This is a genomic window from Phenylobacterium sp., from assembly GCF_036677185.1.
Classification (GTDB): domain Bacteria; phylum Pseudomonadota; class Alphaproteobacteria; order Caulobacterales; family Caulobacteraceae; genus Phenylobacterium.
The window spans coordinates 179413-200950 of record NZ_JAKFEN010000015.1 but is presented as its reverse complement, the minus strand read 5'-3'; the positions used below and the strand labels follow the sequence as shown (position 1 = coordinate 200950).

Genomic DNA, 21538 nt, shown 5'->3' with positions numbered 1-21538 from the left:
GTTCGAGAGCCCCCATGTCCCTCCATCCCGTCACCGCCGCCGTCACCGAACGCATCATCGAGCGCAGCCGCGAAGCGCGCGCCGACTATCTGGCCCGCATGGAGGCCGCCCGTCACCAGGGCCCCGGCCGCGCCAAGCTCTCCTGCGCGAACTGGGCCCACGCCTTCGCCGCCTCGCCGGACGAGGACAAGCAGCGGATGCGCAACCCCACCGCGCCCAACGTGGCCATCGTCTCGGCCTATAATGACATGCTCTCGGCCCACCAGCCGATGGAGCGCTTCCCCGCTCTGATCAAGGCCGGGGCGGAGGAGGTGGGCGCCACGGCCCAGTTCGCCGGCGGGGTGCCCGCCATGTGCGATGGGGTGACGCAAGGCCGCCCCGGGATGGAGCTGTCGCTGTTCTCCCGCGACGTCATCGCCATGTCGACGGCCGTCGCCCTGACCCACGACGCCTTCGACGCCGCCCTGCTGCTGGGCATCTGCGACAAGATCGTGCCCGGCCTGACCATCGGCGCCCTGGCCTTCGGCCACCTGCCGGTGATCTTCGTGCCCGGCGGACCCATGAGCAGCGGCCTCTCGAACGCCGAGAAGGCCCGTGTGCGCGGCCTGTTCGCCGAGGGCAAGGCCACCCGCGACGAGCTGCTCGAGGTCGAGATGAAGTCCTACCACGGACCGGGCACCTGCACCTTCTATGGCACGGCCAACTCCAACCAGATGATGATGGAGATGATGGGCCTGCACCTGCCGGGTTCGGCCTTCATCCATCCCAACACGCCCCTGCGCGACGCCCTGGTGGCCTACGCTCCCAAGCGCGCCGTCGAGATCGCCCAGGGGACCAACGCCTACACGCCGATGGCCGCGGTGGTGGACGCCAAGGCCATCGTCAACGCCCTGGCGGGCTTGCTGGCCACCGGCGGCTCGACCAACCACACCCTGCATCTGGTCGCCATGGCTCGGGCCGCGGGCGTGCTGATCGACTGGTCGGACTTCGACGAGCTCTCGGCTGTGACACCGCTGCTGGCGCGGGTCTATCCGAACGGCAGCGAGGACGTGAACGCCTTCCACGCCGCCGGCGGCATGGCCTTCGTGGTGCGCGAACTGCTGGACGCCGGCCTGGCGCATGACGATGTGGCCACCGTCGCCGGGCCCGGCCTGCGCCGCTACCAGCAGGAACCCTTCCTGGAGCATGGTGAACTGGTCTGGCGCGACGGGACCGCCCAGAGCCTGAACCCCGACATCCTGCGCCCGGTCTCTGACCCCTTCCAGCCGGAGGGCGGCCTACGCCTGCTGAAGGGGGGGCTCGGCCGGGCGGTCATCAAGACCTCGGCGGTCAAGCCCGAAAACCTGGTGGTCGAGGCGCCGGCCCTGGTGTTCGACGACCAGGACGATCTGCTGGCCGCCCACAAACGCGGCGAGCTCAATCGCGATTTCATCGCCGTGGTCCGCTTCCAGGGCCCGCGCGCCAACGGCATGCCGGAACTGCACAGCCTGACCCCGGTGCTGGGCGTGCTGCAGGACAAGGGCTTCAAGGTGGCCCTGGTCACCGACGGGCGGATGTCGGGCGCCTCGGGCAAGGTGCCGGCCGCCATCCACGTGACCCCCGAGGCCGCGATGGGCGGCGTGCTGGCCAATGTGCGGGACGGCGACGTCATCCGGCTAAACGGCCACACCGGCGAACTTGAGATCCTGGTCGATCCGCCGGAGCTCTCGGCCCGCGCCGCCGCGCCCACCCCGCCCGCCGGATTCGGCTATGGCCGCGAGCTGTTCGGCTGGATGCGCCGGGCCGCAGGCCCCGCCGAGGCCGGCGCCTGCGCCCTGTTCGGAGACGCCGCGTGAAGACCGTCTATACCGGCCTGGTCGGCGATGTCGGCGGCACCAACGCCCGCCTGGCCCTGGTCGACAACACCGGCCGCATTCGCAATCCGAAGACCTATCCGGCGGCGGAGTACGGCGCCCTCAGCGAGGTGATCGCCGAATATCTGGAGACCACCGCCGGTCGCCAGCGGCCCGACAAGGCGGTGCTGGCCGTGGCCGGACCCGTGGTCGACGGCGAGATCGAGTTCACCAACCTCGACTGGCGGGTCTCGGAGGGCGAGCTGATCGGGACCTTCGAGTTCCATGCCGCCAAGCTGATCAACGACTTCGCCGCCCAGGCCCTGGCCGCCCCGGTGATGGACGCCGACGATCTGCGGGTGATCGGCCCGGCGCTGAAGGGCGCGGAGGGCGCGCCGGTGGTGGTGCTGGGGGCCGGCACCGGCTTCGGTGTCTCCATGGTGGTGCGCACCGAGCGCGGCGACATCCCGATCTCCAGCGAGGGCGGGCACGCCGGCTTCGCCCCCTATGACGGGATCGAGGCCGCCATCTGGGCCAGCCTGCGCCGCACCCACGGGCGGGTCTCCATCGAGCGCATCCTGTCGGGCCCGGGGCTCCATGCCCTCTATCGCGGCCTGGCCGACGTGCGTGGCGTGGCCGCCGATCTGCGGGACGAGAAGGCCGTGCTGGCCGCCGGCCAGTCGGGCGGCGACCTGCTGGCCGAGGAGACCCTGGACCGCTTCTGTGAGATCCTCGGCTCGGTGGCCGGGGACCTAGCGCTCACCTGCGGCGCGCGCGGCGGGGTCTATGTCTCGGGCGGCATCGCCCCGCGCATGGCCGATCGCCTGGCCTCGGGCGGTTTCCGCCGCCGGTTCGAGGACAAGGGCCGGCTTTCGGACTATACCCGCGATATCCCGACCTCGTTGATCGTGCATCCCTATGCGGCCTTGGTCGGGGCGGCTCGCGTCCTGGAACAACTGGAAGGAAACCGCCTTTGACCCTCGCCGAGATCCTGAAGTTGGCGCCCGTGGTGCCGGTCCTGATCATCGAGGAGGAGGCGCACGCCGTGCCCCTCGCCAAGGCCCTGGTGGCGGGCGGGCTCTACGCCCTGGAGGTCACCCTGCGCACCCCGGTGGCCCTGGACTGCGTGCGGCGTATCGCCGGCGAGGTCCCCGAGGCCGTTGTCGGAGTCGGCACCGTGACCACGGCCGCGATGCGCCAGGCCGCGGCCGACAACGGCGCCCGGTTCGGGGTCAGCCCCGGGTTGATCGAGGGCGAGGGCGCCGACGGCCCCCTGCCGCTGCTGCCGGGCATCGCCACGGCCACCGAGCTGATGTGGGGCCTGCGGGCCGGCTTCACCCACTTCAAGCTCTTCCCGGCCAATATCGTCGGTGGCGTGGGCGCCTTGAAGGCCTTCGCCAGCCCCTTCCCGCAGGCGACCTTCTGCCCGACCGGCGGGGTCGACCTGAACAACGCCCCGGACTACCTGGCCCAGCCCAACGTGATCTGCGTGGGCGGTAGCTGGGTCGCGCCCCGGGCCGCGGTCCTGGCCGGCGACTGGGGCCGCATCACCGCCCTGGCCAAGGCAGCCTCCCAGCTCGGCAAGACGCCGGTTGCGGTCACTTAGAGCGCCTTGTCGAGCGGCTTCAGGACCGTTATCGACCCTGGAAGTTCCCCGCCCGGCGTTCCTGCACCGCTCGAACCCCTTCGGCGAAGTCCTCGGTGGCCCGCAGGATAGTCTGCTCGGCGTGTTCGTGATTGGTCCGGGCGCGGACTGCGGCGGCCAGTTCTCCGCGCAGGGTCTTGCGAGTGGCGATCACCGCCAGCGGCGCGTTCTCGGCGATCTCCCCGGCCAGGCGCTGGGCGGCGGCCAGCAGGCGCTCCTGTGGAACCACCTCGTCCACCAGGCCCCAGGCCAGGCCCTCCTCGGCGGGCACACGGCGGCCGGTGAGGAACATCAGGCTCGCACGCTGCTCGCCGACCAGCCGGGGCAGGGTGTGGGTCAGGCCGAAGCCCGGATGGAAGCCCAGCTTGACGAAATTGGCGGAGAACTTGGCCTCCGGCGCGGCCACCCGGAAGTCGGCCACCAGGGCCAGGCCCAGGCCTGCGCCGACTGCGGCGCCCTGCACCGCGGCGACGATCGGGGTCTCCACCGAGAACAGCCGCACCGCCTGGTCATAGAGGGCGCTGATCCCGCCCATGCCGTTGTTGGCGATGCCGTCGGACGAGACCAGGTCGGCGCCGGCGCAGAAGGCCTTGCCGGCCGAGGCCAGCACGATGGCGCGGATGTTGTTGTCGCGGTCGGCGTCCTCCAGGGCGTCGGCCAGGTCGCGCATCAGCCCCACCGAGACGTGGTTGTAAGGCGGCCGGTCGATGGTGACCGTGGCCACATGGCCTTCGGTGGTCACGGTCAGGCTGTCGCCGTAAGCGGTCTTCATCGTCTGGTCCCCAACAGGTTGCGGGCCACCACCCATTTGTGGACTTCGGTGGGGCCGTCGTAGATTCGCATGGTCCGCAGCTTGGCGGCCATCAGTTGCAGCGGCAGTTCCTTGGTCATGCCCATGGCCCCGAAGGTCTGCATGGCCCGGTCGACCACCTCCCACGCCATCTCGGTGGCGTAGGCCTTGATCATCGAGATCTCCTGGCGGACGTCGCGGCCCTGGTCCAGCTTCCAGGCGCAGTCATAGGTCATCAGCCGCGCGGCGTGGATGCGGGTGGCGGCGTCGGCCACCCAGAACTGGATCGCCTGGCGCTCCGACAGCGGCAGGCCGAAGGTCTTCCGCTGCGGGGCATATTCGCAGATCATGTCCAGGGCGCGCTGGGCCATGCCGATCGACCACGACGCCATCTCGATCCGCCGGGTGCCCAGCCGGAGCTGCATCGGCGCGAAGCCGTTCCCCTCCTGGCCCAGCAGCTTCCAGCCCTCGACCCGGCAGTCGTCGAGCGCGATCTCATAGGTCGCCGCCCCGCCGATCATCGGGATCCTGCGCAGGACGTTGAAGCCCGGTGTCCCCTTGTCGACCAGGAAGGCGCTCATGCCGCCGCGGGCGCCCTTTTCCTTGTTGCTCACCGCCATGACGATGGTGAAGTCGGCGTCCTCGGCCCGGCTGATCCAGATCTTGCGGCCGCGCAGGATCCAGTCCTCGCCGTCGCGCTCGGCGGTGGTCAGCATGCCGGCCGGATCGGCCCCGGCCCCGGGTTCGGAGATGCCGATGGCGCTGATCGTCTCGCCGCGTACATAGGGGGCCAGATAGGCTTCGCGCTGGCGCTCGTTCACCGTGGCCATCAGCATGCGCAGGTTCGGGCTGTCGGGCGGCAGGGTGTAGGGGGTGACCGTGCGGCCCAGCTCCTCATTGACCCCGACCATGGCCACGGCGGGCAGGTCGACCCCGCCCACGTCCTCCGGAGCGTCGAGGCCCCAGAGGCCGAGCGAGCGGGACACTTCGTCCAGCCGCTTGTGCTCCGCCGGGCCGATGCCGAGCCCGCCGCCCGAGGCTTCGCGCGCCAGGACGCCGGCCTCCAGGGGCATGAGCTCGTCCTTGACGAACCGCGCCACCAGCTCCTTGAGCATCCGGTGTTCGTCGGAAAGTGCGAAGTCCATGGCGTCCTCTCGGAGTTCTATGTGCGCCGCCGTGCGTAACGGCAGTCAAGCCAGTGTTTGAGCCGCAGCCCGTAGGGTCTCCACATGTTCGTCCAGCCGGGCGTCCAGCCGCGCGACGGGACCTCCGAGGCCGATGGCGAATCGCCGGCCGAACGGCGCGACGGGCAGCAGGACCGCCACCAGGCCGACCCCGTCGGTGACCAGGTTGCGGGTGTAGACATAGCCCTGGCGTCGTATCGCCGAGATGTCCTTCATGACCTCGGCCAGGGCGATCCGGTCGCCGTCCTCGGCGATGTTGATCCGGCGGATCAGAAGGTCGATATCGCCGTCCGGCAGCGCGCTCAGCAGCAGCTGGCCGACGCCGCTGCGCGCCAGGGGCCGAACGATGCCGGGCGACGGCGTGTAGTGCAGTGGCTCGGTCGAATGGACCACATGCACATACTGGGCGAAGAGATCGCTCTGGGTGCCGAGGATCACCGTCTCTCCCGTCCGGTTGCGCAGCTCCTCCATCATCGGAAGCATGTCGATCTCGCCGAACAGGGTGGCCGGGACCCAGCTGCCAAGAACGGCGATCCTCATGGTCGGGAGATAGGTTCGGCTGCGGCGGTCGTACTCAAGATATCCAAGTAGAACGAGACTCTTGAGCAGGGTGGCGCCGCTGGATACCGGATACGATAGATGATCGCAGATCTCCTTGAGCGAAAGCGGCCGGCGGACCCGGTCGAAATACTCCATGATTTCTATGACGCGTCGGGCCGATTTCACTGTGGAAGCGGTCATGTGTCGAGGGTCCCGGAAGATTTCCACATATATGGAACCGTCCTGCGGCGATGTGAAATTGTTGTTGGCGCCCGTAACGGCGCCTAGGGCAGGCGAGGCTAGTGTGGCGCGCTCGCTTTGCGCCATGATGGCCGGGATCGGCACGCCTCGGGAGGGCGCTTGATGGAACCTAAGACCTTGGCGGCCGCCGCGACGGGCCCTCTCAAGGGAATCCGTATCCTGGATCTCACCAGCGTGGTGTTCGGGGCCTACGCCACACAGATGCTGGGCGACCAGGGCGCCGAGGTGATCAAGCTTGAGGACCCGGGTTCGGGCCGCGGCGACGGCGGCGATATCATGCGCTGGGCCGGCCACGTGCCGAAGGGCGCTCCGCGCGACCTTGGCCCCATCTTCCTGACCATCAACCGCAACAAGCGCTCGGTCCTGTTGGACATGAAGGACCCCGAGGCCCGGCCGCTGCTGGAGGCCCTGATCAAGAGCTGCGACGTGTTCGCCACCTCCATCCGCTATGATGGGCTCAAGCGCCTGGGCCTAGCCTATGAGGACGTGAAGGCCCTGCGCCCCGACGTGGTCTATGTCCACGCCGCAGGCTACGGCTCGGAAGGGCCCTATGCCGGGGAGCCGGCCTATGACGACCTGATCCAGTCCGCCTCGGGAATGGCCGACCTGCTGCCGCGCACCGACGGCAATCCCACCCCGCGCATCCTGCCCAGCCTCATCGCCGACAAGGTCTCCGGCCTGTTCATGTCCCAGGCGATCACCGCGGGCCTGCTGCACCGCGAACGCACCGGCGAGGGCCAGTTCATCGAGGTGCCGATGCTGGAATGCATCACCAGCTTCACCCTGGTGGAGCACCTCTATGACCACACCTTCGAGCCGCCCACCGGCCAGTGGGCCTATCAGCGGGTGGCCAATCCCAACCGCAAGCCCTACCAGACCAAGGACGGCTACATCGGCCTGCTGCCGTACACGGACAAACAGTGGGACCAGTTCTTCGCCGCCGCCGGCATGGCCGAGACCTTCGGCAAGGACCCGCGCTTCTCCGACTATTCGACCCGGGGCAAGCACATCCACGAGCTCTACGCCCTGGTGGGCGAGGTCACTCAGACCAAGACCACCGACGAGTGGCTGGCCCTGCTGAAGCCGCTGTCGATCCCGGTGGTGAAGACCGCCCGGCTGGACGACCTGCCCGACGATCCGCACCTCAAGGCCGTGGGCTTCTTCGAGCGTTACGAGCACCCCCATTCGGGCCCCTACAACGCCATGAAGCCGCCGGTGAAGTTCACCGGCTCGCCCAGCAACATCCGCCGCCACGCCCCACGTCTCGGCGAGAACACCGAGGAAGTTCGCGCCGAGCTGGGGCTCAAGACCGACTGATGTGATCCGCCAGGGCCTCCGCGAGCGCCACGGGATTGTCTTCCTGGACGTTGTGGCCGGCGTCCGGGATCACGCACCAGCGGCCATCGGGGAAACGGCTGGCGAAGGTCGCGGCGGTGTCGTCGGTGACGATCCGGCTGCGCGCGCCGCGCACCACCAAGACCGGACAGGCGACGGTTGGAGCCAGGCCTTCCAGGTCGGCGAGCTTACCGAGGATGTGCGGGAAGTCCGGCGGGCGGCGGCGGTCCTGCCGTAGCCCGAAGCCGTCCGGCCCGGCCTTCATCAGGGCCTGGTAGCGGTAGAGCATCAGGTCGGGATCGGTCTGCGGGCTCACCGCCAGGGCCCTGGTGACCATCTCCTCGACGCTGGCCGTGCTGGTGATCGCGCCCATGAAGCCGCGCAGGCTGGCGCTGGCGGCGAAGTCCACGTGATCGACGACATCGACGAAGGTCAGGCTCGCCACCCGCCCGCCCAGGGCCGCCGCGGAATGCCCCGCCACACAGCCGCCCAGGGACATGCCCACCAGATGCGGCCGCGCCACGCCCAGATGTTCCGCCAGGGCCAGGACGTCGCCGACCGAGGCGGCGATCCGGTAGTCGTCAGCCCAGCCGCTGTCCCCATGGCCGCGCAGATCCATGGCCACGCAGCGCAGGCGCGGCCGGAGCGCCGAGCAGACCAGGTCCCAGGTGCGGGCGCTCAGCGATCCGCCGTGCAGGAAGATCGCCGTGGGGCCCTCGCCGCCCCAGTCGAGATAGGAGAGCTCGAGATCGCCGTTGCGCGCCCGGCCCACGGCGGGCGGATCTCCGACGGCGATGCCGCGGGCGGCGCCCAGCTTGCGCAACAGGTCGTGGTCCATCCGGCGCCCTCCGCCTCGCGGCAGGCAGGACGCCGGATGTCACCTAGCGGCAGTCAATCAGGCCGCCTTTCAATCAGGCCGGCGCGAACACCGGGACGGGCGGGCCGCCCTCGGTCTCCTGGAACCTGACCTTCACCTTCTGGCCGATGGAGAGCCCGTCGGGCGCTACGTCGACGAAGTTGGTCATCACCGCCGGGCCCTCATTGAGCGTCACATAGCCGATGGCGTAGGGGCCGGTCGGGGAGCGGTGCATGACGCTGTAGGTGTAGATCACCCCCTCGCCGGGGCTCTCCTCCCAGACCGTGTCCTCCGAGAAGCAGAACGGGCAGACCGCGCGGGGATACCAATGGGCCTGACCGCAGCCGTTGCAGCGCTTGATGAGGAACCGGCCCTCGGCCGCCGCGTCCCAGAAGGGCTTGCTCTCGATGGTCACCGCCGGGGCGGGGATCTTGCGGGTCATGACGGCGGGCGCTTCTTGAACGTCGCTCATGTCTAAGCCTCCCGTTCCATGATGAGGGTCGCCGCCCCGTGGCGGACGCCGAGCGAGCCGCCCGTGCCGTGGGCGAGCGCGATGTCGCAGTTGGGCACCTGGACCTTGGGGTGGGCCTCGCCGCGGAGCTGGCGCACCGCCTCGATCACCTTGGTGATGCCGCCGCGGTTGGTCGGGTGGTTGTTGCAGAGCCCGCCGCCGTCGGTGTTGAAGGGCAGCTTGCCGACGCCCGAGATCAGGTTGCCGTCGGAAACGAACTTCCCGCCCTCGCCCTTCTTGCAGAAGCCGAGGTCCTCCAGCTGCATCAGCACCGTGATCGTGAAGCTGTCATAGATCGAGGCGTACTTGATGTCGGCCGGCGTCACGCCCGCCTCGCCGAAGGCGATGGGGCCGGACCAGACCGCGCCGGAATGGGTGAGGTCCAGATCGCGCCCGCCCATGGGGCCCTTGGGGGACTCGCCGGCGCCCATGATCTTCACCCTGGGCCGGTTCAGGCTCTTGGCGATCTCGGGGGCGACGACGATCAGGGCGCCGCCGCCGTCGGTGACCACGCAGCAGTCCAGCAGGTGCAGCGGGTCGGAGATCATGCGCGAGTTCACCACCTGCTCGACCGTGACCACGTCCTTCAGGAAGGCGTGCTCGTTCCACTGGGCGTGATGGCTGGCGGCCACCTTGATCCAGGCGAGCTGTTCCGAGGTCGTGCCGTACTCGTGCATGTGGCGCATGGCGCACATGCCATAGGTGTTGTGGGTCGAGCCGCCGTAGATGCTCTCGTAGCCGGCCTCGGGCGGGCCGTCGGAGAGCTGGCCGGGCTTGCCGCCGCCGCCGCCCCAGCCGCCCTTGTTCTGGCGCGGACGGCCGGCCAGGGTGATCAGCGCCACCTTGCACTTGCCTTCGGCGATCGCCTGGGCCGCGTGGCCCACATGCAGCAGGTAGGACGAGCCGCCGGTCTCGGTGGAGTCCATGTGCCGGACGTTGCGCAGGCCCATATAGTCGATCATCGACATGGCCCCGAAGCCGGGCGCGTCACCGGCGCAGAAATAGCCGTCGATGTCGTCCTTGGTCAGGCCGGCGTCGGCCAGGGCGCCCTTGGCGCACTCGGCGTGAAGCTGCGGTGTCGACTTGTCGGGCGCGTCACGGAGCGGATGCTCGTACGCCCCCATGATGTAGGCCTTGCCTCTTATGCTCATGCGTTTCCCCGGAAATATCTTTGAAGAATGGATTTGGCTTATCGCAGCGCAGCAAGGGCGACAATCGCGATCGCCACCCCCTCGTCATCCTCCGGTCGTCTGAAAGACGAGCCGGGGGACCCAAGCCGAGTCGCCGAACTTGCCACGGCGCTTGGGTCCCCCGGATCTCGCTTCGCGAACCTGGAGGATGACGAAGGTGGGGTGAGCTACGCCAGGGTTTTCAGCTTCGCGATCCGTTCGTCCCGCAGCGCCGTGCGGCGGACCTTGCCGGCGTCGTCGCGCAGGGGCTCGTCGATGAACTCGTAGGTGCGGGGCTGCTTGTAGGTGACCAGGCGTGACGCCAGGTGGGCTCGGATGCTCTCCTCGTCGCGGGGCCCCTTGGTCTGGACGATGGCGTGGATCTTGTTCCCCAGGTCGTCGTCGGGGATGCCGATCACCGCGCAGGACTGCACGTCGGGGTGCTCCTCGAGAGCCGCCTCGATCTCGGCAGGATAGACGTTGGAGCCGCCCACCAGGATCATGTCGGTGCGCCGGTCGGCCAGGTAGAGATAGCCGTCCTCGTCGAACCAGCCGATGTCGCCCAGGCTCTCCCAGCCGCCTGGCAGGGTCTTGGCCGTGGCGCCAAGGTACTTGTAGGTCGGCGGCGCCCCTTCCGGCGGGCGCATATAGATCTCGCCCACCTCGCGCGGCGGCAGGGGCTGGCCGTCCTCGCCCACCGCCATCATCTCGCCGGCGGTGACCTTGCCCACCGAGCCGCGATGCTCCAGCCACTCGGCGCCGGAGATGATGGTCACCGCCTGGGCCTCGGTGCCGGCATAGAGCTCCATCACCGTCTCGGGGCCGACCCAGTGGATGAAGGCCTCCTTCAGCCAGGCGGGGCAGGGGGCGGCCAGGTGCCAGAGGGTCTCCAGGGACGAGAGGTCGTAGCGGTCGCGCACCGCCTGCGGCAGGTGCCAGATGCGGTTCATCATGGTGGGGACCAGATAGACCCAGGTGGCCCGGTGCTTCTCGATGGCGGCCAGGGTCGCCTCGGCCTCGAACCTCGGCAGCAGCACCATGTGCGCGCCCATGGCGAAGGCGGCCATCATCATGCCGAAGCCGGCGTTGTGGTAGAGCGGCGCAGGCAGCAGGGCGATGGAATCCGCCTTCAGCCGCCAGCCGCCGACCTCGGGAATGTCCTTGGTGCTGACCCCCGGCTGGCCGGCCAGGATCAGCTTTGGCCGTCCCGTGGAGCCGCCGCTGGTGGGCGCCTTGGAGACCGGCGCGGTGACGTCGGGCAGGTCGCTGTCGTCGTCGGAGAGCGCCAGCAGGTCGGAGACCGACAGCAGCGGCCGGTCGATCTGGTGCTCGAACTCGGCGATCACCACGGGGGTCTTGGCCAGCTCCATGATCGCTTCCAGCTCAGCCTTGGGCAGGCGGAAGGCCACGGGCTGGGGCGTCGCGCCCACCTTCCACATGGCCCAGCAGGCCACGGCGAAATCGGTGGAATTGGGCAGACCCAGGGTCACCAGGTCGCCCAGCTTCACCCCGTGGGCGAGCAGGCCGCGCGCCGCGCGGTTGGTGAGCCTGTGGAACTCCAGATAGGTGAGGGTGACATCCCCGCAGCTCACCGCCGGGGCGTCGGGCTTCAGCTCGGCCAGCAGTTTCAGCTTGGCGCCGAGCGAGATCATCTCGTCAGACATATGGGTTCCGTCCCTGGAAATGGATCGGGCTCTGGCGGCCCGCTGATCTTGAATGGGATGCGCCGCCGAAATGCCGGAGGCGGGCGTGACGAGTTTCCTTCGCGGCAGGCTTGGATGGCAAGCGTCGATTGCGGCGCCGGCCAATTCGGGCTTTAGGACGTCGTACAAGCGTTTGAGTGGGAGATGGTCATGTCCGTGGAAGAGCTGCTCACCCAGGAGTTCGGCACGCTGGAGCAGGTGGTCCGCGCGCAGGCCAAGGAGCGCGGCGCCAAGCCCGCCCTGGTCGACGCCAATCGCACCATCTCCTACGCCGAGCTGGACGAGCTGATGGACCGCATCGCCGCGGCCCTGCAGCGCGAAGGGGTGAAGACCGGCGACGTGGTCGCCGCCTGCGCCACTACCTCGGCAGAGTATGGGGCTGCCTTCTTCGGCGTCCTGCGGGCAGGAGCGATCGTCGCGCCCCTGGCCCCGTCCTCCACCCCGGAGAGCCTGGTGATGATGCTCCAGGATAGCGGCGCCAAGGTCTTCTTTCTGGACGCCGGCGTCGCCAAACAACTCGAGGGGGTCGCCGACCAGATCACCGCCCAGCGGGTGGCGCTCGACGGCTCATCGGCAGGCGTCGCCTTCGAGGCCTGGCTGGCCCCGAAGGGCGCGACGCCGGCCCCGGTCAGCGTCGATCCCGACCAGGGCTTCAACATCATCTATTCGTCGGGCACCACCGGGGCTCCCAAGGGCATCGTCCAGCCGCACCGCATGCGCTGGGGCCAGATCCGCCGCGGGGTCTATCCGGCCGACGCCGTGACCATGATCTCCACCCCGCTCTATTCGAACACCACCCTGGTCTCCTACCTGCCGACCATCTCCAACGGCGGCACGGCGGTGCTGATGCCCAAGTTCGACGCCGAGCAGTTCCTGAAGCTGGCCGAGAAGCACCGCGCCACCCACGCCATGCTGGTGCCGGTCCAGTACCGCCGGATCATGGAGCGGGCCGATTTCGACAGCTACGACCTGTCCAGCTTCAAGATGAAGTTCTCGACCAGCGCGCCCTTCTCCCCGGAGATCAAGGCCGACGTCCTGAAGCGCTGGCCTGGCGGGCTGATCGAATATTACGGCATGACCGAGGGCGGCGGCTCCTGCGGCCTGGTCGCCCACGAATATCCCGACAAGCTGCACACGGTGGGCAAGCCCTTGCCGGGCCACGACATCCGGCTGATCGACGAGGACGGTAAGGAAGTGGCGCAAGGCGAGATCGGCGAGGTGGTGGGCCGTTCCGGCGCCATGATGGTCGGCTACCACAACCAGCCGGGCAAGACCTCCGAGGCCGAGTGGTGGTCCCCCGACGGCCTGCGCTTCATCCGCACCGGCGATGTCGGCCGCTTCGACGAGGACGGCTTCCTGACCCTCATGGACCGCAAGAAGGACATGATCATCTCCGGCGGCTTCAACGTCTATCCCAGCGATCTGGAGGCCGAGATCGTCAAGCACGACGGCGTGCTGGAGGCCGCAGTGGTGGGCGTGCCGTCCGACAAGTGGGGCGAGACCCCGGTGGCCTTCGTGGCGCTGAAGCCCGGCCAGTCCCTGACCGCCGAAGCCCTGAAGACCTGGGTCAACGACAAGCTGGGCAAGACCCAGCGCCTCGCCGACCTGCAGCTCGTCGACCACCTGCCGCGCAGCCATATCGGCAAGGTGCTGAAGCGCGATCTGCGCGACGCCTATAAGGGGTCGGCCTCGTGAGCTCGGTGGCCGATCTCTGCGACGAGCACGAGGAGACCATCGAGGTCTGCGAGATCCAGTTCCGCGACTTCGGCGGAAACACCGCCTTCGCCGGCCCCATCCGCACGGTCCGCTGCTACGAGGACAACAGCGTGGTGAAGGCCCTGCTGGCCGAGCCCGGCGAGGGCTGCGTCCTGGTGGTCGACGGCGGCGGCTCCCTGCGCCGGGCCCTGGTGGGCGACATGCTGGCCGGCGACGCGGTGAAGAACGGCTGGGCCGGGATCGTGGTCTTCGGCGCCGTGCGCGACAGCGTGGTCCTGTCCACCCTCGACATCGGCATCAAGGCGCTGGGGACCATCCCCATGCGCGGGATCAAGCGCGGCGAGGGGGTGGTCGACACCCCGGTGGCCTTCGGCGGCGTGGTCTTCGTGCCCGGCGACATGCTGCACGCCGACGAGGACGGGATCGCCGTGCTGGCCGCCGATTCCGGCGACTGAACGCCTGCCAAAACGCCCGCTTGATCTGGCGGGGCCGGATGAGTAGGTTCCGCGCCTCGCTCAGCGGGCCCTTTCAACGGGGCCCGATGTCGTCTCTGGAGAGGTGGCTGAGTGGTCGAAAGCACCGCACTCGAAATGCGGCGTACCTGGAAGGGTACCGTGGGTTCGAATCCCACCCTCTCCGCCATCCTGTTTCGCGCCTCAGGCTAGCCATAGCGCGGGTGCGCGGGGGCATTTGTCGATGTCTGGATCGATCGAAAGTTCCCAGCCGGCGGCCCGTCCTTCGTCAAGTGCTTGATCGTGTTCCGCCAGCAAGAGCAAGAACGCGCCCAACGACGACCCAGCGGCCCAACGCGGGCGCGCGAACTCGTCTTCATGATCGAAGAAATAGACACCGGGCGTGGATTCGCCGACGGTGAGATCCAACCCGTATAGGCTGCCGCAGCCGTCCCAGAATAGTGGAACTGCCTGCGCGTGAAGCAGGCGCGTGACAAGGCTGTCGTCGGTCCGCCAGCCAACGTGGTCGTTCCATATCGGCGAAACCGCCAGAAAATCAGCAACCTGATAGATGCGCTCCTTGTAGAATTCCTCCAGATCGGCGGGCATGACACCGCCGATCAAGTCATTCACGTGCTCGATGATGCGAGCTGAGTGATCCTGCCGGTGGCGTTTGAGGACACCGCGGTCATCCAGAACCTGGCAGGCTTCGGACGGTGGGATTTTCACCGTGGTCCTCCGAGTCGTGGGGCCGGCGGGGGTTTTGGGACGCCCGCCCGAAGAATGTAGGGCTCGATCAGTTTGTCGACCTTGATGATGTGGGCAAGTATCTCTGCTTGGCTCGGAATTCGCCCCCCTAGGCCGCGAATGAACGCTGACGTCGCTTGCGTCGCGAGATTGTGGGCTTCAGCTTCCAGCGCAACCAGGTTCGCCAGCCGGTTCGGATCGGCCTTCGGGAACAGGTGACGAAACCGGAGGTCAACACGGTGGTGAACCTGACCCTCCCAGTCGCTTGCACGACGTCCGCTCGCGCGAGCGTACCTGGCCCGTCCCGCATCGCGAAGAGTGGTGACCTCGTTGTCCACTGAACGAGGGTTGGGGCGCTGGGTTGCACTGGGACGAGGCTTAGGCCCCCTTGGCGCAAAGCCGGCCTCTCGCTCGAAAAAGCTCAACGGAGTTCGCTTGAGTTGGGAACTGGCCGCCCGGCCAGCCATCAAGAGACCGGCGCCTTCAGCAAGCAGAACGGCCCCCGCAGGAGCGAGCGCAGGGATTGCCATCCAACTGTTGCGCTGAGATTCTTTTAGAACGACTTCCTTGAAGGCTGCCTGCTCCCGCCGAAGCTTCGTCATTTCGTCTTCTTGCGCTGACGGTCGGGCGGCTCTTGCGGTGGGCGCCGGCGGCGGTGCGGCTGGGATCGCTCGGTAGGCAACCGGAGTGGCCAGGGCTCGTGCAGGAGTCCAGCTCGTCGGGGTCCGATCGGCCGGTGCAAGGACGGCTAGAGTGCTGGCAGCCGGGTAGCCGTGCGCGGAGCCACCGCGCTGTTGCAGCGTCCGAACCCCTAATGTCACGACATCGGCAGGTCTCGGTGCGAAGGGAAATTCACCTGAGGCCCCGCAGGTCGCCTAGGTGGCCCGACCCGCCAGCTCTGTTTCAAGGTTTCTCGCCGCGACTTCGCGACGCCTACGATCCATCCATTCCGCAATGCTTTCAGCGCGCACGCCGTCGCGCGCCGGCTGGAACCCAGCCATGCCGATCTCTCCTCACACTGTTCAAGTGATTTGGTGTGCGGCTTGGTCCAGGCCGTGCGGACGTCCCCACCTCAAGCTCTACCTTACATCAAGCAGGGCTGGCTGTCGAGAACAAAGAGAGAACATTTCGCTCGCGGGGACCGGCTTGTTACAACACCTGCTTAGCCCGCAACACCCCGCCCCGTACGCCAAGCCAACCCCAGCGCCGCGACCGTCGCCACCGCCGCCAGGAACAGTGGCAATCCCGGCAGGACCTCGTGCCGCACCGCCCAGGCGAAGCTGAGCCCAAAGAGGCTCGGACCCACCACGGACGCCAATCCCATCAGCGCCTGGTTAGCCCCTTGGAGCTGGCCCTGTTCGCTTGGCCCCACGCGGCGGGTCATCAGGCCTTGCAGGCCCGGCGTCAGCAGGCCGGCCAGGCAGGAGATCGGCAAGCAGGCCATGTAGATCAGGCTGGTGGGCGCCAGACCGTACCAGATGAAGGCGACGACGCTGACGCTGGCGCCGATCAGCATGGCGCCGCGCTCCCCGAGGCGGGCGACCACCGGGCCGACCAGGAAGCTCTGCACCGCCACCCCCAGGACCCCGCCGGCCATCATGTAGAGGCCGGTGACCACGGGCGACCAGCCGTAGCGATAGCTGGTGTAGAGCACGAAGATGCTGGGCCAGACCATCTGGGCCAGCTGGTTGAGGAAGTGGATCCCGGCCAGGCCGAACAGCTCGTGATGCGAGCGCAGCAGCTTGAGGGAGCCGATGGGATTGGCCTTGCGCCAGTCGAACCGCGCCACCCGTTTTTCCGGCGGCAGGGACTCCGGCAGCACCAGGGCTCCGTAGAGCACATTGGCCAGGGTGAGCGCGGCGGCGGCCAGGAAGGGCAGGCGCAGGTTGACCTCGCCCAGCAGGCCGCCGATCGCCGGCCCCGCCAGGAAGCCGAAGGAGAAGGCCGCGCCCATCCAACCGAAGGCCCGCGCCCGGCCCTCCGGCGGGGTGACGTCGGCCACATAGGCGTTCGCGGTGGAGAAGGCGCCCGAGGTCGCCCCGCTGATCATCCGCCCGACCAGCAGCCAGGTCAGACTTGGGGCCAGGGCCATGAGCAGGAAGTCGACACCGAGGCCGCAGAGCGAGACCAGCAGCACCGGCCGGCGTCCCAACCGGTCGGAGACCAGGCCCAGGATCGGACCGGCGAACAGGCTCATCACGCCGCCGACCGTGGCGAACACCACGTTCCATTCCGAGGCCGCCGCGGTGTCGCCACCGGTGAACTGCTTCAGCAGGGCCGGCATGATCGGGATCATCAGGCCGAACGACATGGCCGTGGTGATCGCGCTGACGAAGATGAAGCCGAAGGCCGCGCGTCCGGCGGCCGGCGGCGCCCCTAGCGCGACATCCACGGTTTCGATTTGGCCGAGGATTGGGCCGCGGCGGCCTGTTCGCGCTGGAACTTGCCGCCCCGAGGCGGCTTGGGCTTGGCGGCGATGGCGGCCTTTTTCAGCCGCAAGGCCTTCTGGATCGGGGTCTCGGAGGGCGGTGCGTCGTCGGCCATGGTCATCGTCCTCGTGCTAGGGGGAGTCTAACGCCTGGGCGCCGCCTCTGTCCGACGAAAAGCGCGCGCGGCCGGATTCCAGCCACGCTGTGATTTCATTCCGGAAAACATGGTTAACGAGGTGGCGTCATGCGCAGGGACACCAAGCGTGGCAATAAATTTCCGTTGCCGGACGAAATCGACTGTGTTTCGCTCGAAATTGTTAAGGGTCGTTAAGCATCCCGAGGGGCGAAAAGCGTCGGGATACTGCGTGGTCTGTGTCCTCAGGAGGGGCGTATGAGGAAGCTTGTGTTGTCCGCGGTCATGGCGCTGGCCATGGGCGGGATTTCGACGCCGGCGTCGTCGGCGACGATCGTGTTGAACAATCTGGGGGGCGTGGATTCCGGCAGCCAGGCGTTGTTCGGTTTCACCGCCGCGGCCGAGTTCTGGTCCAAGCGCCTCACCAACGACGTCACCATCAATCTGGATGTGCGCTTCCAGTCCCTGGGTCCCGGCATACTGGGCCAGGCCGGCAGCCGGTCGTTCGTGGTCGACACCGAGACCATCCAAAGCCAACTCGCCGCGGTCGGCACGACCTCCCTCGACGCCATCGCGGTGGCCAATCTGCCGACCCTGACTCCGGGCGACTACGGGGTGGGCGCGCTGAGCGTGATCACGCCGGGCGACCTCGGCGGCGGCCTGGGCTCCGACGCGCTCACGCGGGTGCTGGACGCCGATGGCAGCGCCAACAATTCCTTCCTCGACGCCAACAGCGCCAATCTGAAGGCCCTGGGCTTCACCGGGTTTGGCGACGTCGCCGACGGCACGATCCAGTTCAGCAGCGACTTTAATTTCGACTTCGACCCGTCGAACGGGATCGCCAACAACGCCATCGACTTCATCAGCGTCGCGGTCCACGAGATCGGCCACGTCCTGGGCTTCGTGAGCGGCGTCGACATCTATGACGTCCTGGGCTTCCCGGATGGCCCCCTGCTGGGCGACCCAGACCTGGGCATGCTGCCGCTGGACGACTTCGCCATTGGCTCGGTGCTGGATCTCTACCGCTACAGCGCCGCCAACAGCGGCGCGGTGCTCGACTGGTCGGTGGGCGGCTCGCCGTTCTTCTCCATCGACGGCAAGACCATCTATGGCGGCGGCTATTTCTCGACGGGCGCGTACAATGGCGACGGCCGCCAGGCCTCGCACTGGAAGGACAATCTGGTCGGCATGCCGCAGCTGGGCGCCCTGGACCCCACGGTGTCCTATGGCCAGGCGGGCAAGGTGACGTCGCTGGACCTGGCGGCTTTCGACGCCATCGGCTGGAACATCGACTATGATGTGCTGAACTCGACCAGGTCCTTCACCACCCGCGACATCTATTATGCGGCCATTCCGGAACCCACCACATGGGCGCTGACGATCACCGGCTTCTTCCTGATCGGCGGCGCCTTGCGCAGGACCCGGCGGCTCCCGGCCTTCGCGCAGACCTAACGGGGCGGCGCCTGGTGCTGCTGGCCGCGGTCCTCGGGATCGCGGCCAGCAGCCCGGCCTTCGCCCAGACCTCCGACTACCTGTTCGAGGCGGTCGATCCCTATCCGCGCCGCCAGGTGGGTGTGGTGTTGCGGGTGCGCATCCGCGACGCCGCCGGCCGGCCGCAGCACGGCGCCGCCATCCTGGGCGCCAGCCTCGACAAGTCGCCGGACGGCCAGCCGGGCGCCTATGCCCCGGTCACCGTCCTGCCGACCGCCGACTACGGGGTCTATGGCTTCAAGACCGACCTCAACACCGACGGGCGCTACCTGCTGACGCTCCGCGCGAAGCTGATGGGGGTGGCCCAGCCGGTCACCGGCACGGTGCTCTTCACCACGCCCGCGCCGAAGCCGCCGCCGCCGCTGGTGGCGCCGGCCAAGGCGCCGGTCCGTAAGCCCCGGACTTAACCGTTTCGTATTCGGAATGGGCCATGGTGCCGCTCGAACGGGAGCAAGGGTTCTGACCTCATGGTCGACTTCCAGATCGTCCGCTGGCGGGAGCTGACGCCGGCCGACCGCCAGGCCTGGACGACCTTTCGCGCCGCGCAGTCCTTCCTCTCCAGCCCCTATTTCGACCTCGGCTGGTTCGACGCGGTGGACCGCGCGCGGGGCGACCTGTTCGTCTCGCGCGGAACCCGTCGCGGCGGCGCGGTCGCGTTCCTGCCCTTCCATCCCGGCGTGTTCGGCGTCGCGCGTCCAGCGGGCGGTACGTTCTGTGACTGGCATGGGTTCGTCGCCGAGCCCGGTCTGGCGCTGGACGTCGGCGCGGCCCTGGCGCGCGGGCCGGCGGGCTACCGGTTCGAGGGCGCTCCGGCCGCCGATCCGGGCCTCGCCGTCCATGCCGACGACCGCGATGTCTCGCACATGGTCGATATCGCCGACGGCTTCGAAGCCTATGCCCGGCCGCAGGGCCGCGCCGCGCCCAAGGCGCTTTCGAACCACCGTGGCGCCATGCGCAAGCTGGAGGCCGACGGCCGTCGGGTCGAGTTCGTGATCGACGACCGCTCGCCGGAGACCCTGGCCACCCTCATGGCGCTGAAGTCGGCGCAGTATCGCCGCTCACGCCATCCCGACGCCCTCTCTTGGTCCTGGAGCCGTCGCCTGATCGCGGCCCTGCCGGAATCGACGCCGGAGTCCTTCGGCGGCCTGCTGTCGTCCATGCGCGTCGACGGCGAGCTGGCGGCGGCCCATCTGGGCCTGCGCAGCGGCGGCGCGCTGCACTACTGGCTGACCACCTATGAGCCCAGGTTCGCCAACTATGCGCCGGGCAATGTCCTGGCCCTGGAGGTGGTGCGCGGCAAGTCGGCCGACGGCGTGCGCGAGGTCGACCTCGGACCGGGCGACTATCCGTGGAAGCGGCAACTGGGCAACGGCGGGACGGAGCTGGTCCGGGGCCTGGCCTATGCGGCCTCGCCTATCGGACGCGCCACAGGCGCCATGGCGCGCGCCGGCCGTCAATGGGCCGCCCTGCCGGTGGGGCCGGCCGCCAGCCTGCCGCGGCGGGTGGTGGGCCGGCTCGAGCGCACGGCCGCCCAGTGGGCGGCCGCTCCGGTCTAGCTCGGATAGGGCACGGACTGGTTGACCACCGTGCGCACGCGGCCCGTCTGTTTCTTCGGACGGTTCACCGCCACCTGGATCGGATTGTCGATCGCGTAGTGGAAGGCGGTGGCGAAGGCGAGGGCGAGAGCCACGCCCATGCCCCACAGGGTCCATTGGACGGGTTCGCTCAGGCCGAACCGGGCGATGAGCTGGTTGACCACCCCGAACCAGGCGATGCGCACCACTTCGTTCGTGATGAAGACCGAGAAAGAGATCACCGCGGCCTTCTCCACCAGCCAGGACTTGCGACGCACCGGGATCGCGCCCGACGCCATGATCATGGCGCAGATCAGGGCGAGCGAGATCAGGCTGAACTCTCCGAAGGCCTGCACCCCGATGAAGCCGGCCAGGGCGACCAGGCCCAGGCCCACGGCGATCTTTTCCGGCACGTAGACCTTCTGGGCGAAGCGGGCGAGCGCCATGCCCAGCATGAACAGGGGCAGGGCCCGGAAGACGCCGAACTTCAGGGGCATCTGGTAGACCGGGTAGTCTAGGATCGCCCAGGTCGCCAGGTTGCAGGCCGTGAAGGCCGCGATCCCCAAGCCGAGCATGACGAACGGGTTGAACCGGGACATGCCGCGCAGCAGCAGCGGGAACATCAGATAGCAGCCGAGCAGGGCCGACAGCGACCAGCTGGGCGCGTTCCAGCCGCGCCCGCCGGGGACGCCGTAGGACTGGACGAGGAAGAACTGGGCCGGAAGCTCCTTCCAGTCGAACCATTCCGGATTACGCGGCATGACGCCGAGCAGGCCGCTCAGCACGACCAGGGAGATCAGGGTCACCTGCATGATGAGGTGGGCCGGCACGACCCGCAGGAAGCGCTTCTTGAAGAAGTCGGAGAGCGACATGCCGCCGGCCAGCACCCGCTCGCCATAGACGCGCGCCAGGACGTAGCCGGAGTCGATCAGGAAGAAGTCGGTGAGCAGGTAGCCCCGCTCGAAGAACGGGATGAAATCGGACGTCGGGCTGGGACCGGCGAGTTCGTAATGGTGCAGGATCATCAAGGTCGCGACGACGATGCGCATGGCGTCGAGCCAGCCGCCCCGCTCGATCGGCGGGACGCTCGTCCGCGTCTCAATCCCAAACCACGACATCGCCCACCTCCTGCGGTCCATCGGGAGGCGGGATTGCAAGGGCCAAGCCATC

The 21538-nt window shown here is 68.4% G+C and carries 20 protein-coding genes and 1 tRNA gene; 10 read left to right on the top strand and 11 right to left on the bottom strand.

Features of this window, described 5'->3' with window-relative positions; translation table 11 throughout:
• The first annotated feature begins 14 nt into the window (after positions 1 to 14).
• From edd to eda, 3 genes are read left to right on the top strand one after another with little or no spacing between them, the layout of a single operon-like run.
• Positions 15 to 1835 carry a phosphogluconate dehydratase gene (gene edd / locus V6M51_RS06440; protein ID WP_332765638.1) on the top strand — a complete coding sequence of 607 codons (1821 nt, stop codon included), beginning with the start codon at positions 15 to 17 and terminating at the stop codon, positions 1833 to 1835.
• The gene (glk, locus tag V6M51_RS06435) at positions 1832 to 2809 is read left to right on the top strand and encodes a glucokinase (protein WP_332765637.1); all 978 of its coding nucleotides are present in this window, start codon (positions 1832 to 1834) and stop codon (positions 2807 to 2809) included. The genes edd and glk overlap by 4 nt, the downstream gene beginning before the upstream one ends.
• Positions 2806 to 3438 (top strand): bifunctional 4-hydroxy-2-oxoglutarate aldolase/2-dehydro-3-deoxy-phosphogluconate aldolase, encoded by a 633-nt coding sequence (eda, locus tag V6M51_RS06430; RefSeq protein WP_332765635.1) that lies wholly within the window; start codon positions 2806 to 2808, stop codon positions 3436 to 3438. Before glk ends, eda begins: the two co-directional genes overlap by 4 nt.
• A 28-nt stretch (positions 3439 to 3466) precedes the next feature.
• On the opposite strand, the gene V6M51_RS06425 is transcribed toward eda, so the two are convergent.
• The 3 genes from V6M51_RS06425 to V6M51_RS06415 are packed head-to-tail and all read right to left on the bottom strand — an operon-like array spanning position 3467 to position 6192.
• Positions 3467 to 4249: an enoyl-CoA hydratase/isomerase family protein gene (locus V6M51_RS06425; RefSeq protein WP_332765633.1), complete on the bottom strand. Its 783-nt coding sequence runs from the start codon at positions 4247 to 4249 to the stop codon at positions 3467 to 3469.
• Positions 4246 to 5412: an acyl-CoA dehydrogenase family protein gene (locus V6M51_RS06420; RefSeq protein ID WP_332765632.1), complete on the bottom strand. Its 1167-nt coding sequence runs from the start codon at positions 5410 to 5412 to the stop codon at positions 4246 to 4248. The genes V6M51_RS06425 and V6M51_RS06420 overlap by 4 nt, the downstream gene beginning before the upstream one ends.
• A gap of 45 nt (positions 5413 to 5457) precedes the next feature.
• Positions 5458 to 6192 carry an IclR family transcriptional regulator gene (locus V6M51_RS06415; RefSeq protein ID WP_332765630.1) on the bottom strand — a complete coding sequence of 245 codons (735 nt, stop codon included), beginning with the start codon at positions 6190 to 6192 and terminating at the stop codon, positions 5458 to 5460.
• A gap of 162 nt (positions 6193 to 6354) precedes the next feature.
• On the opposite strand from V6M51_RS06415, the gene V6M51_RS06410 reads away from it, so the two are divergent.
• Positions 6355 to 7569, top strand: a complete 1215-nt coding sequence (locus V6M51_RS06410) for a CaiB/BaiF CoA transferase family protein (protein WP_332765628.1) — start codon at positions 6355 to 6357, stop codon at positions 7567 to 7569.
• Here the strand turns inward: V6M51_RS06410 and V6M51_RS06405 are convergent.
• The 4 genes from V6M51_RS06405 to V6M51_RS06390 form a co-directional block, all read right to left on the bottom strand.
• Positions 7556 to 8425, bottom strand: coding sequence for an alpha/beta fold hydrolase (locus V6M51_RS06405; RefSeq protein WP_332765626.1), 870 nt, complete (start codon positions 8423 to 8425; stop codon positions 7556 to 7558). The two genes, V6M51_RS06410 and V6M51_RS06405, sit on opposite strands and share 14 nt — an antisense overlap.
• A gap of 73 nt (positions 8426 to 8498) precedes the next feature.
• Complete coding sequence (locus tag V6M51_RS06400) at positions 8499 to 8915, bottom strand: Zn-ribbon domain-containing OB-fold protein (RefSeq protein ID WP_332765624.1); 417 nt, start codon at positions 8913 to 8915, stop codon at positions 8499 to 8501.
• Between the two features lie 2 nt (positions 8916 to 8917).
• Positions 8918 to 10105: a thiolase domain-containing protein gene (locus V6M51_RS06395; protein WP_332765623.1), complete on the bottom strand. Its 1188-nt coding sequence runs from the start codon at positions 10103 to 10105 to the stop codon at positions 8918 to 8920.
• A gap of 206 nt (positions 10106 to 10311) precedes the next feature.
• Positions 10312 to 11787, bottom strand: a complete 1476-nt coding sequence (locus V6M51_RS06390) for an AMP-binding protein (RefSeq protein WP_332765622.1) — start codon at positions 11785 to 11787, stop codon at positions 10312 to 10314.
• A gap of 189 nt (positions 11788 to 11976) precedes the next feature.
• Between V6M51_RS06390 and V6M51_RS06385 the strand changes: the two genes are divergently transcribed.
• The 3 genes from V6M51_RS06385 to V6M51_RS06375 all read left to right on the top strand — a co-directional run bounded on the left by V6M51_RS06385 (position 11977) and on the right by V6M51_RS06375 (position 14184).
• Positions 11977 to 13521 (top strand): class I adenylate-forming enzyme family protein, encoded by a 1545-nt coding sequence (locus tag V6M51_RS06385; RefSeq protein ID WP_332765620.1) that lies wholly within the window; start codon positions 11977 to 11979, stop codon positions 13519 to 13521.
• Positions 13518 to 13997, top strand: coding sequence for a ribonuclease E activity regulator RraA (rraA, locus tag V6M51_RS06380; protein ID WP_332765619.1), 480 nt, complete (start codon positions 13518 to 13520; stop codon positions 13995 to 13997). Before V6M51_RS06385 ends, rraA begins: the two co-directional genes overlap by 4 nt.
• Positions 13998 to 14094: 97 nt before the next feature.
• Positions 14095 to 14184, top strand: a tRNA-Ser gene (locus V6M51_RS06375).
• Between the two features lie 14 nt (positions 14185 to 14198).
• Here the strand turns inward: V6M51_RS06375 and V6M51_RS06370 are convergent.
• From V6M51_RS06370 to V6M51_RS06360, 3 genes are all read right to left on the bottom strand, one after another.
• The gene (locus V6M51_RS06370) at positions 14199 to 14723 is read right to left on the bottom strand and encodes an SMI1/KNR4 family protein (protein ID WP_332765618.1); all 525 of its coding nucleotides are present in this window, start codon (positions 14721 to 14723) and stop codon (positions 14199 to 14201) included.
• 1180 nt (positions 14724 to 15903) lie between these two features.
• Positions 15904 to 17133, bottom strand: a complete 1230-nt coding sequence (locus V6M51_RS06365) for a TCR/Tet family MFS transporter (RefSeq protein ID WP_332765616.1) — start codon at positions 17131 to 17133, stop codon at positions 15904 to 15906.
• Positions 17118 to 17291 carry a hypothetical protein gene (locus V6M51_RS06360; RefSeq protein ID WP_332765614.1) on the bottom strand — a complete coding sequence of 58 codons (174 nt, stop codon included), beginning with the start codon at positions 17289 to 17291 and terminating at the stop codon, positions 17118 to 17120. The genes V6M51_RS06365 and V6M51_RS06360 overlap by 16 nt, the downstream gene beginning before the upstream one ends.
• 270 nt (positions 17292 to 17561) lie before the next feature.
• Here V6M51_RS06360 and V6M51_RS06355 point away from each other — a divergent pair, with 270 nt between their 5' ends.
• From V6M51_RS06355 to V6M51_RS06345, 3 genes are read left to right on the top strand one after another with little or no spacing between them, the layout of a single operon-like run.
• Positions 17562 to 18755 (top strand): NF038122 family metalloprotease, encoded by a 1194-nt coding sequence (locus V6M51_RS06355; RefSeq protein ID WP_332765612.1) that lies wholly within the window; start codon positions 17562 to 17564, stop codon positions 18753 to 18755.
• Between the two features lie 14 nt (positions 18756 to 18769).
• The gene (locus V6M51_RS06350) at positions 18770 to 19201 is read left to right on the top strand and encodes a hypothetical protein (RefSeq protein WP_332765611.1); all 432 of its coding nucleotides are present in this window, start codon (positions 18770 to 18772) and stop codon (positions 19199 to 19201) included.
• Between the two features lie 60 nt (positions 19202 to 19261).
• Positions 19262 to 20350 carry a GNAT family N-acetyltransferase gene (locus V6M51_RS06345; protein ID WP_332765609.1) on the top strand — a complete coding sequence of 363 codons (1089 nt, stop codon included), beginning with the start codon at positions 19262 to 19264 and terminating at the stop codon, positions 20348 to 20350.
• Here the strand turns inward: V6M51_RS06345 and V6M51_RS06340 are convergent.
• Positions 20347 to 21486: an acyltransferase family protein gene (locus V6M51_RS06340; protein WP_332765607.1), complete on the bottom strand. Its 1140-nt coding sequence runs from the start codon at positions 21484 to 21486 to the stop codon at positions 20347 to 20349. The genes V6M51_RS06345 and V6M51_RS06340 overlap by 4 nt on opposite strands.
• Positions 21487 to 21538 lie beyond the last annotated feature (52 nt).

What these genes read in the sequence shown, in the direction of transcription:
- V6M51_RS06395 (WP_332765623.1), bottom strand. Translation starts at nt 10,105, where the DNA reads ATGAGCATAAGAGGCAAGGCCTACATCATGGGGGCGTACGAGCATCCG.
- V6M51_RS06410 (WP_332765628.1), top strand. Translation starts at nt 6,355, where the DNA reads ATGGAACCTAAGACCTTGGCGGCCGCCGCGACGGGCCCTCTCAAGGGA.
- V6M51_RS06390 (WP_332765622.1), bottom strand. Translation starts at nt 11,787, where the DNA reads ATGTCTGACGAGATGATCTCGCTCGGCGCCAAGCTGAAACTGCTGGCC.
- V6M51_RS06355 (WP_332765612.1), top strand. Translation starts at nt 17,562, where the DNA reads ATGAGGAAGCTTGTGTTGTCCGCGGTCATGGCGCTGGCCATGGGCGGG.
- V6M51_RS06420 (WP_332765632.1), bottom strand. Translation starts at nt 5,412, where the DNA reads ATGGACTTCGCACTTTCCGACGAACACCGGATGCTCAAGGAGCTGGTG.
- V6M51_RS06385 (WP_332765620.1), top strand. Translation starts at nt 11,977, where the DNA reads ATGTCCGTGGAAGAGCTGCTCACCCAGGAGTTCGGCACGCTGGAGCAG.
- V6M51_RS06340 (WP_332765607.1), bottom strand. Translation starts at nt 21,486, where the DNA reads ATGTCGTGGTTTGGGATTGAGACGCGGACGAGCGTCCCGCCGATCGAG.
- V6M51_RS06400 (WP_332765624.1), bottom strand. Translation starts at nt 8,915, where the DNA reads ATGAGCGACGTTCAAGAAGCGCCCGCCGTCATGACCCGCAAGATCCCC.
- V6M51_RS06405 (WP_332765626.1), bottom strand. Translation starts at nt 8,425, where the DNA reads ATGGACCACGACCTGTTGCGCAAGCTGGGCGCCGCCCGCGGCATCGCC.
- V6M51_RS06415 (WP_332765630.1), bottom strand. Translation starts at nt 6,192, where the DNA reads ATGACCGCTTCCACAGTGAAATCGGCCCGACGCGTCATAGAAATCATG.
- V6M51_RS06345 (WP_332765609.1), top strand. Translation starts at nt 19,262, where the DNA reads ATGGTCGACTTCCAGATCGTCCGCTGGCGGGAGCTGACGCCGGCCGAC.
- V6M51_RS06360 (WP_332765614.1), bottom strand. Translation starts at nt 17,291, where the DNA reads ATGACCATGGCCGACGACGCACCGCCCTCCGAGACCCCGATCCAGAAG.
- edd (WP_332765638.1), top strand. Translation starts at nt 15, where the DNA reads ATGTCCCTCCATCCCGTCACCGCCGCCGTCACCGAACGCATCATCGAG.
- V6M51_RS06425 (WP_332765633.1), bottom strand. Translation starts at nt 4,249, where the DNA reads ATGAAGACCGCTTACGGCGACAGCCTGACCGTGACCACCGAAGGCCAT.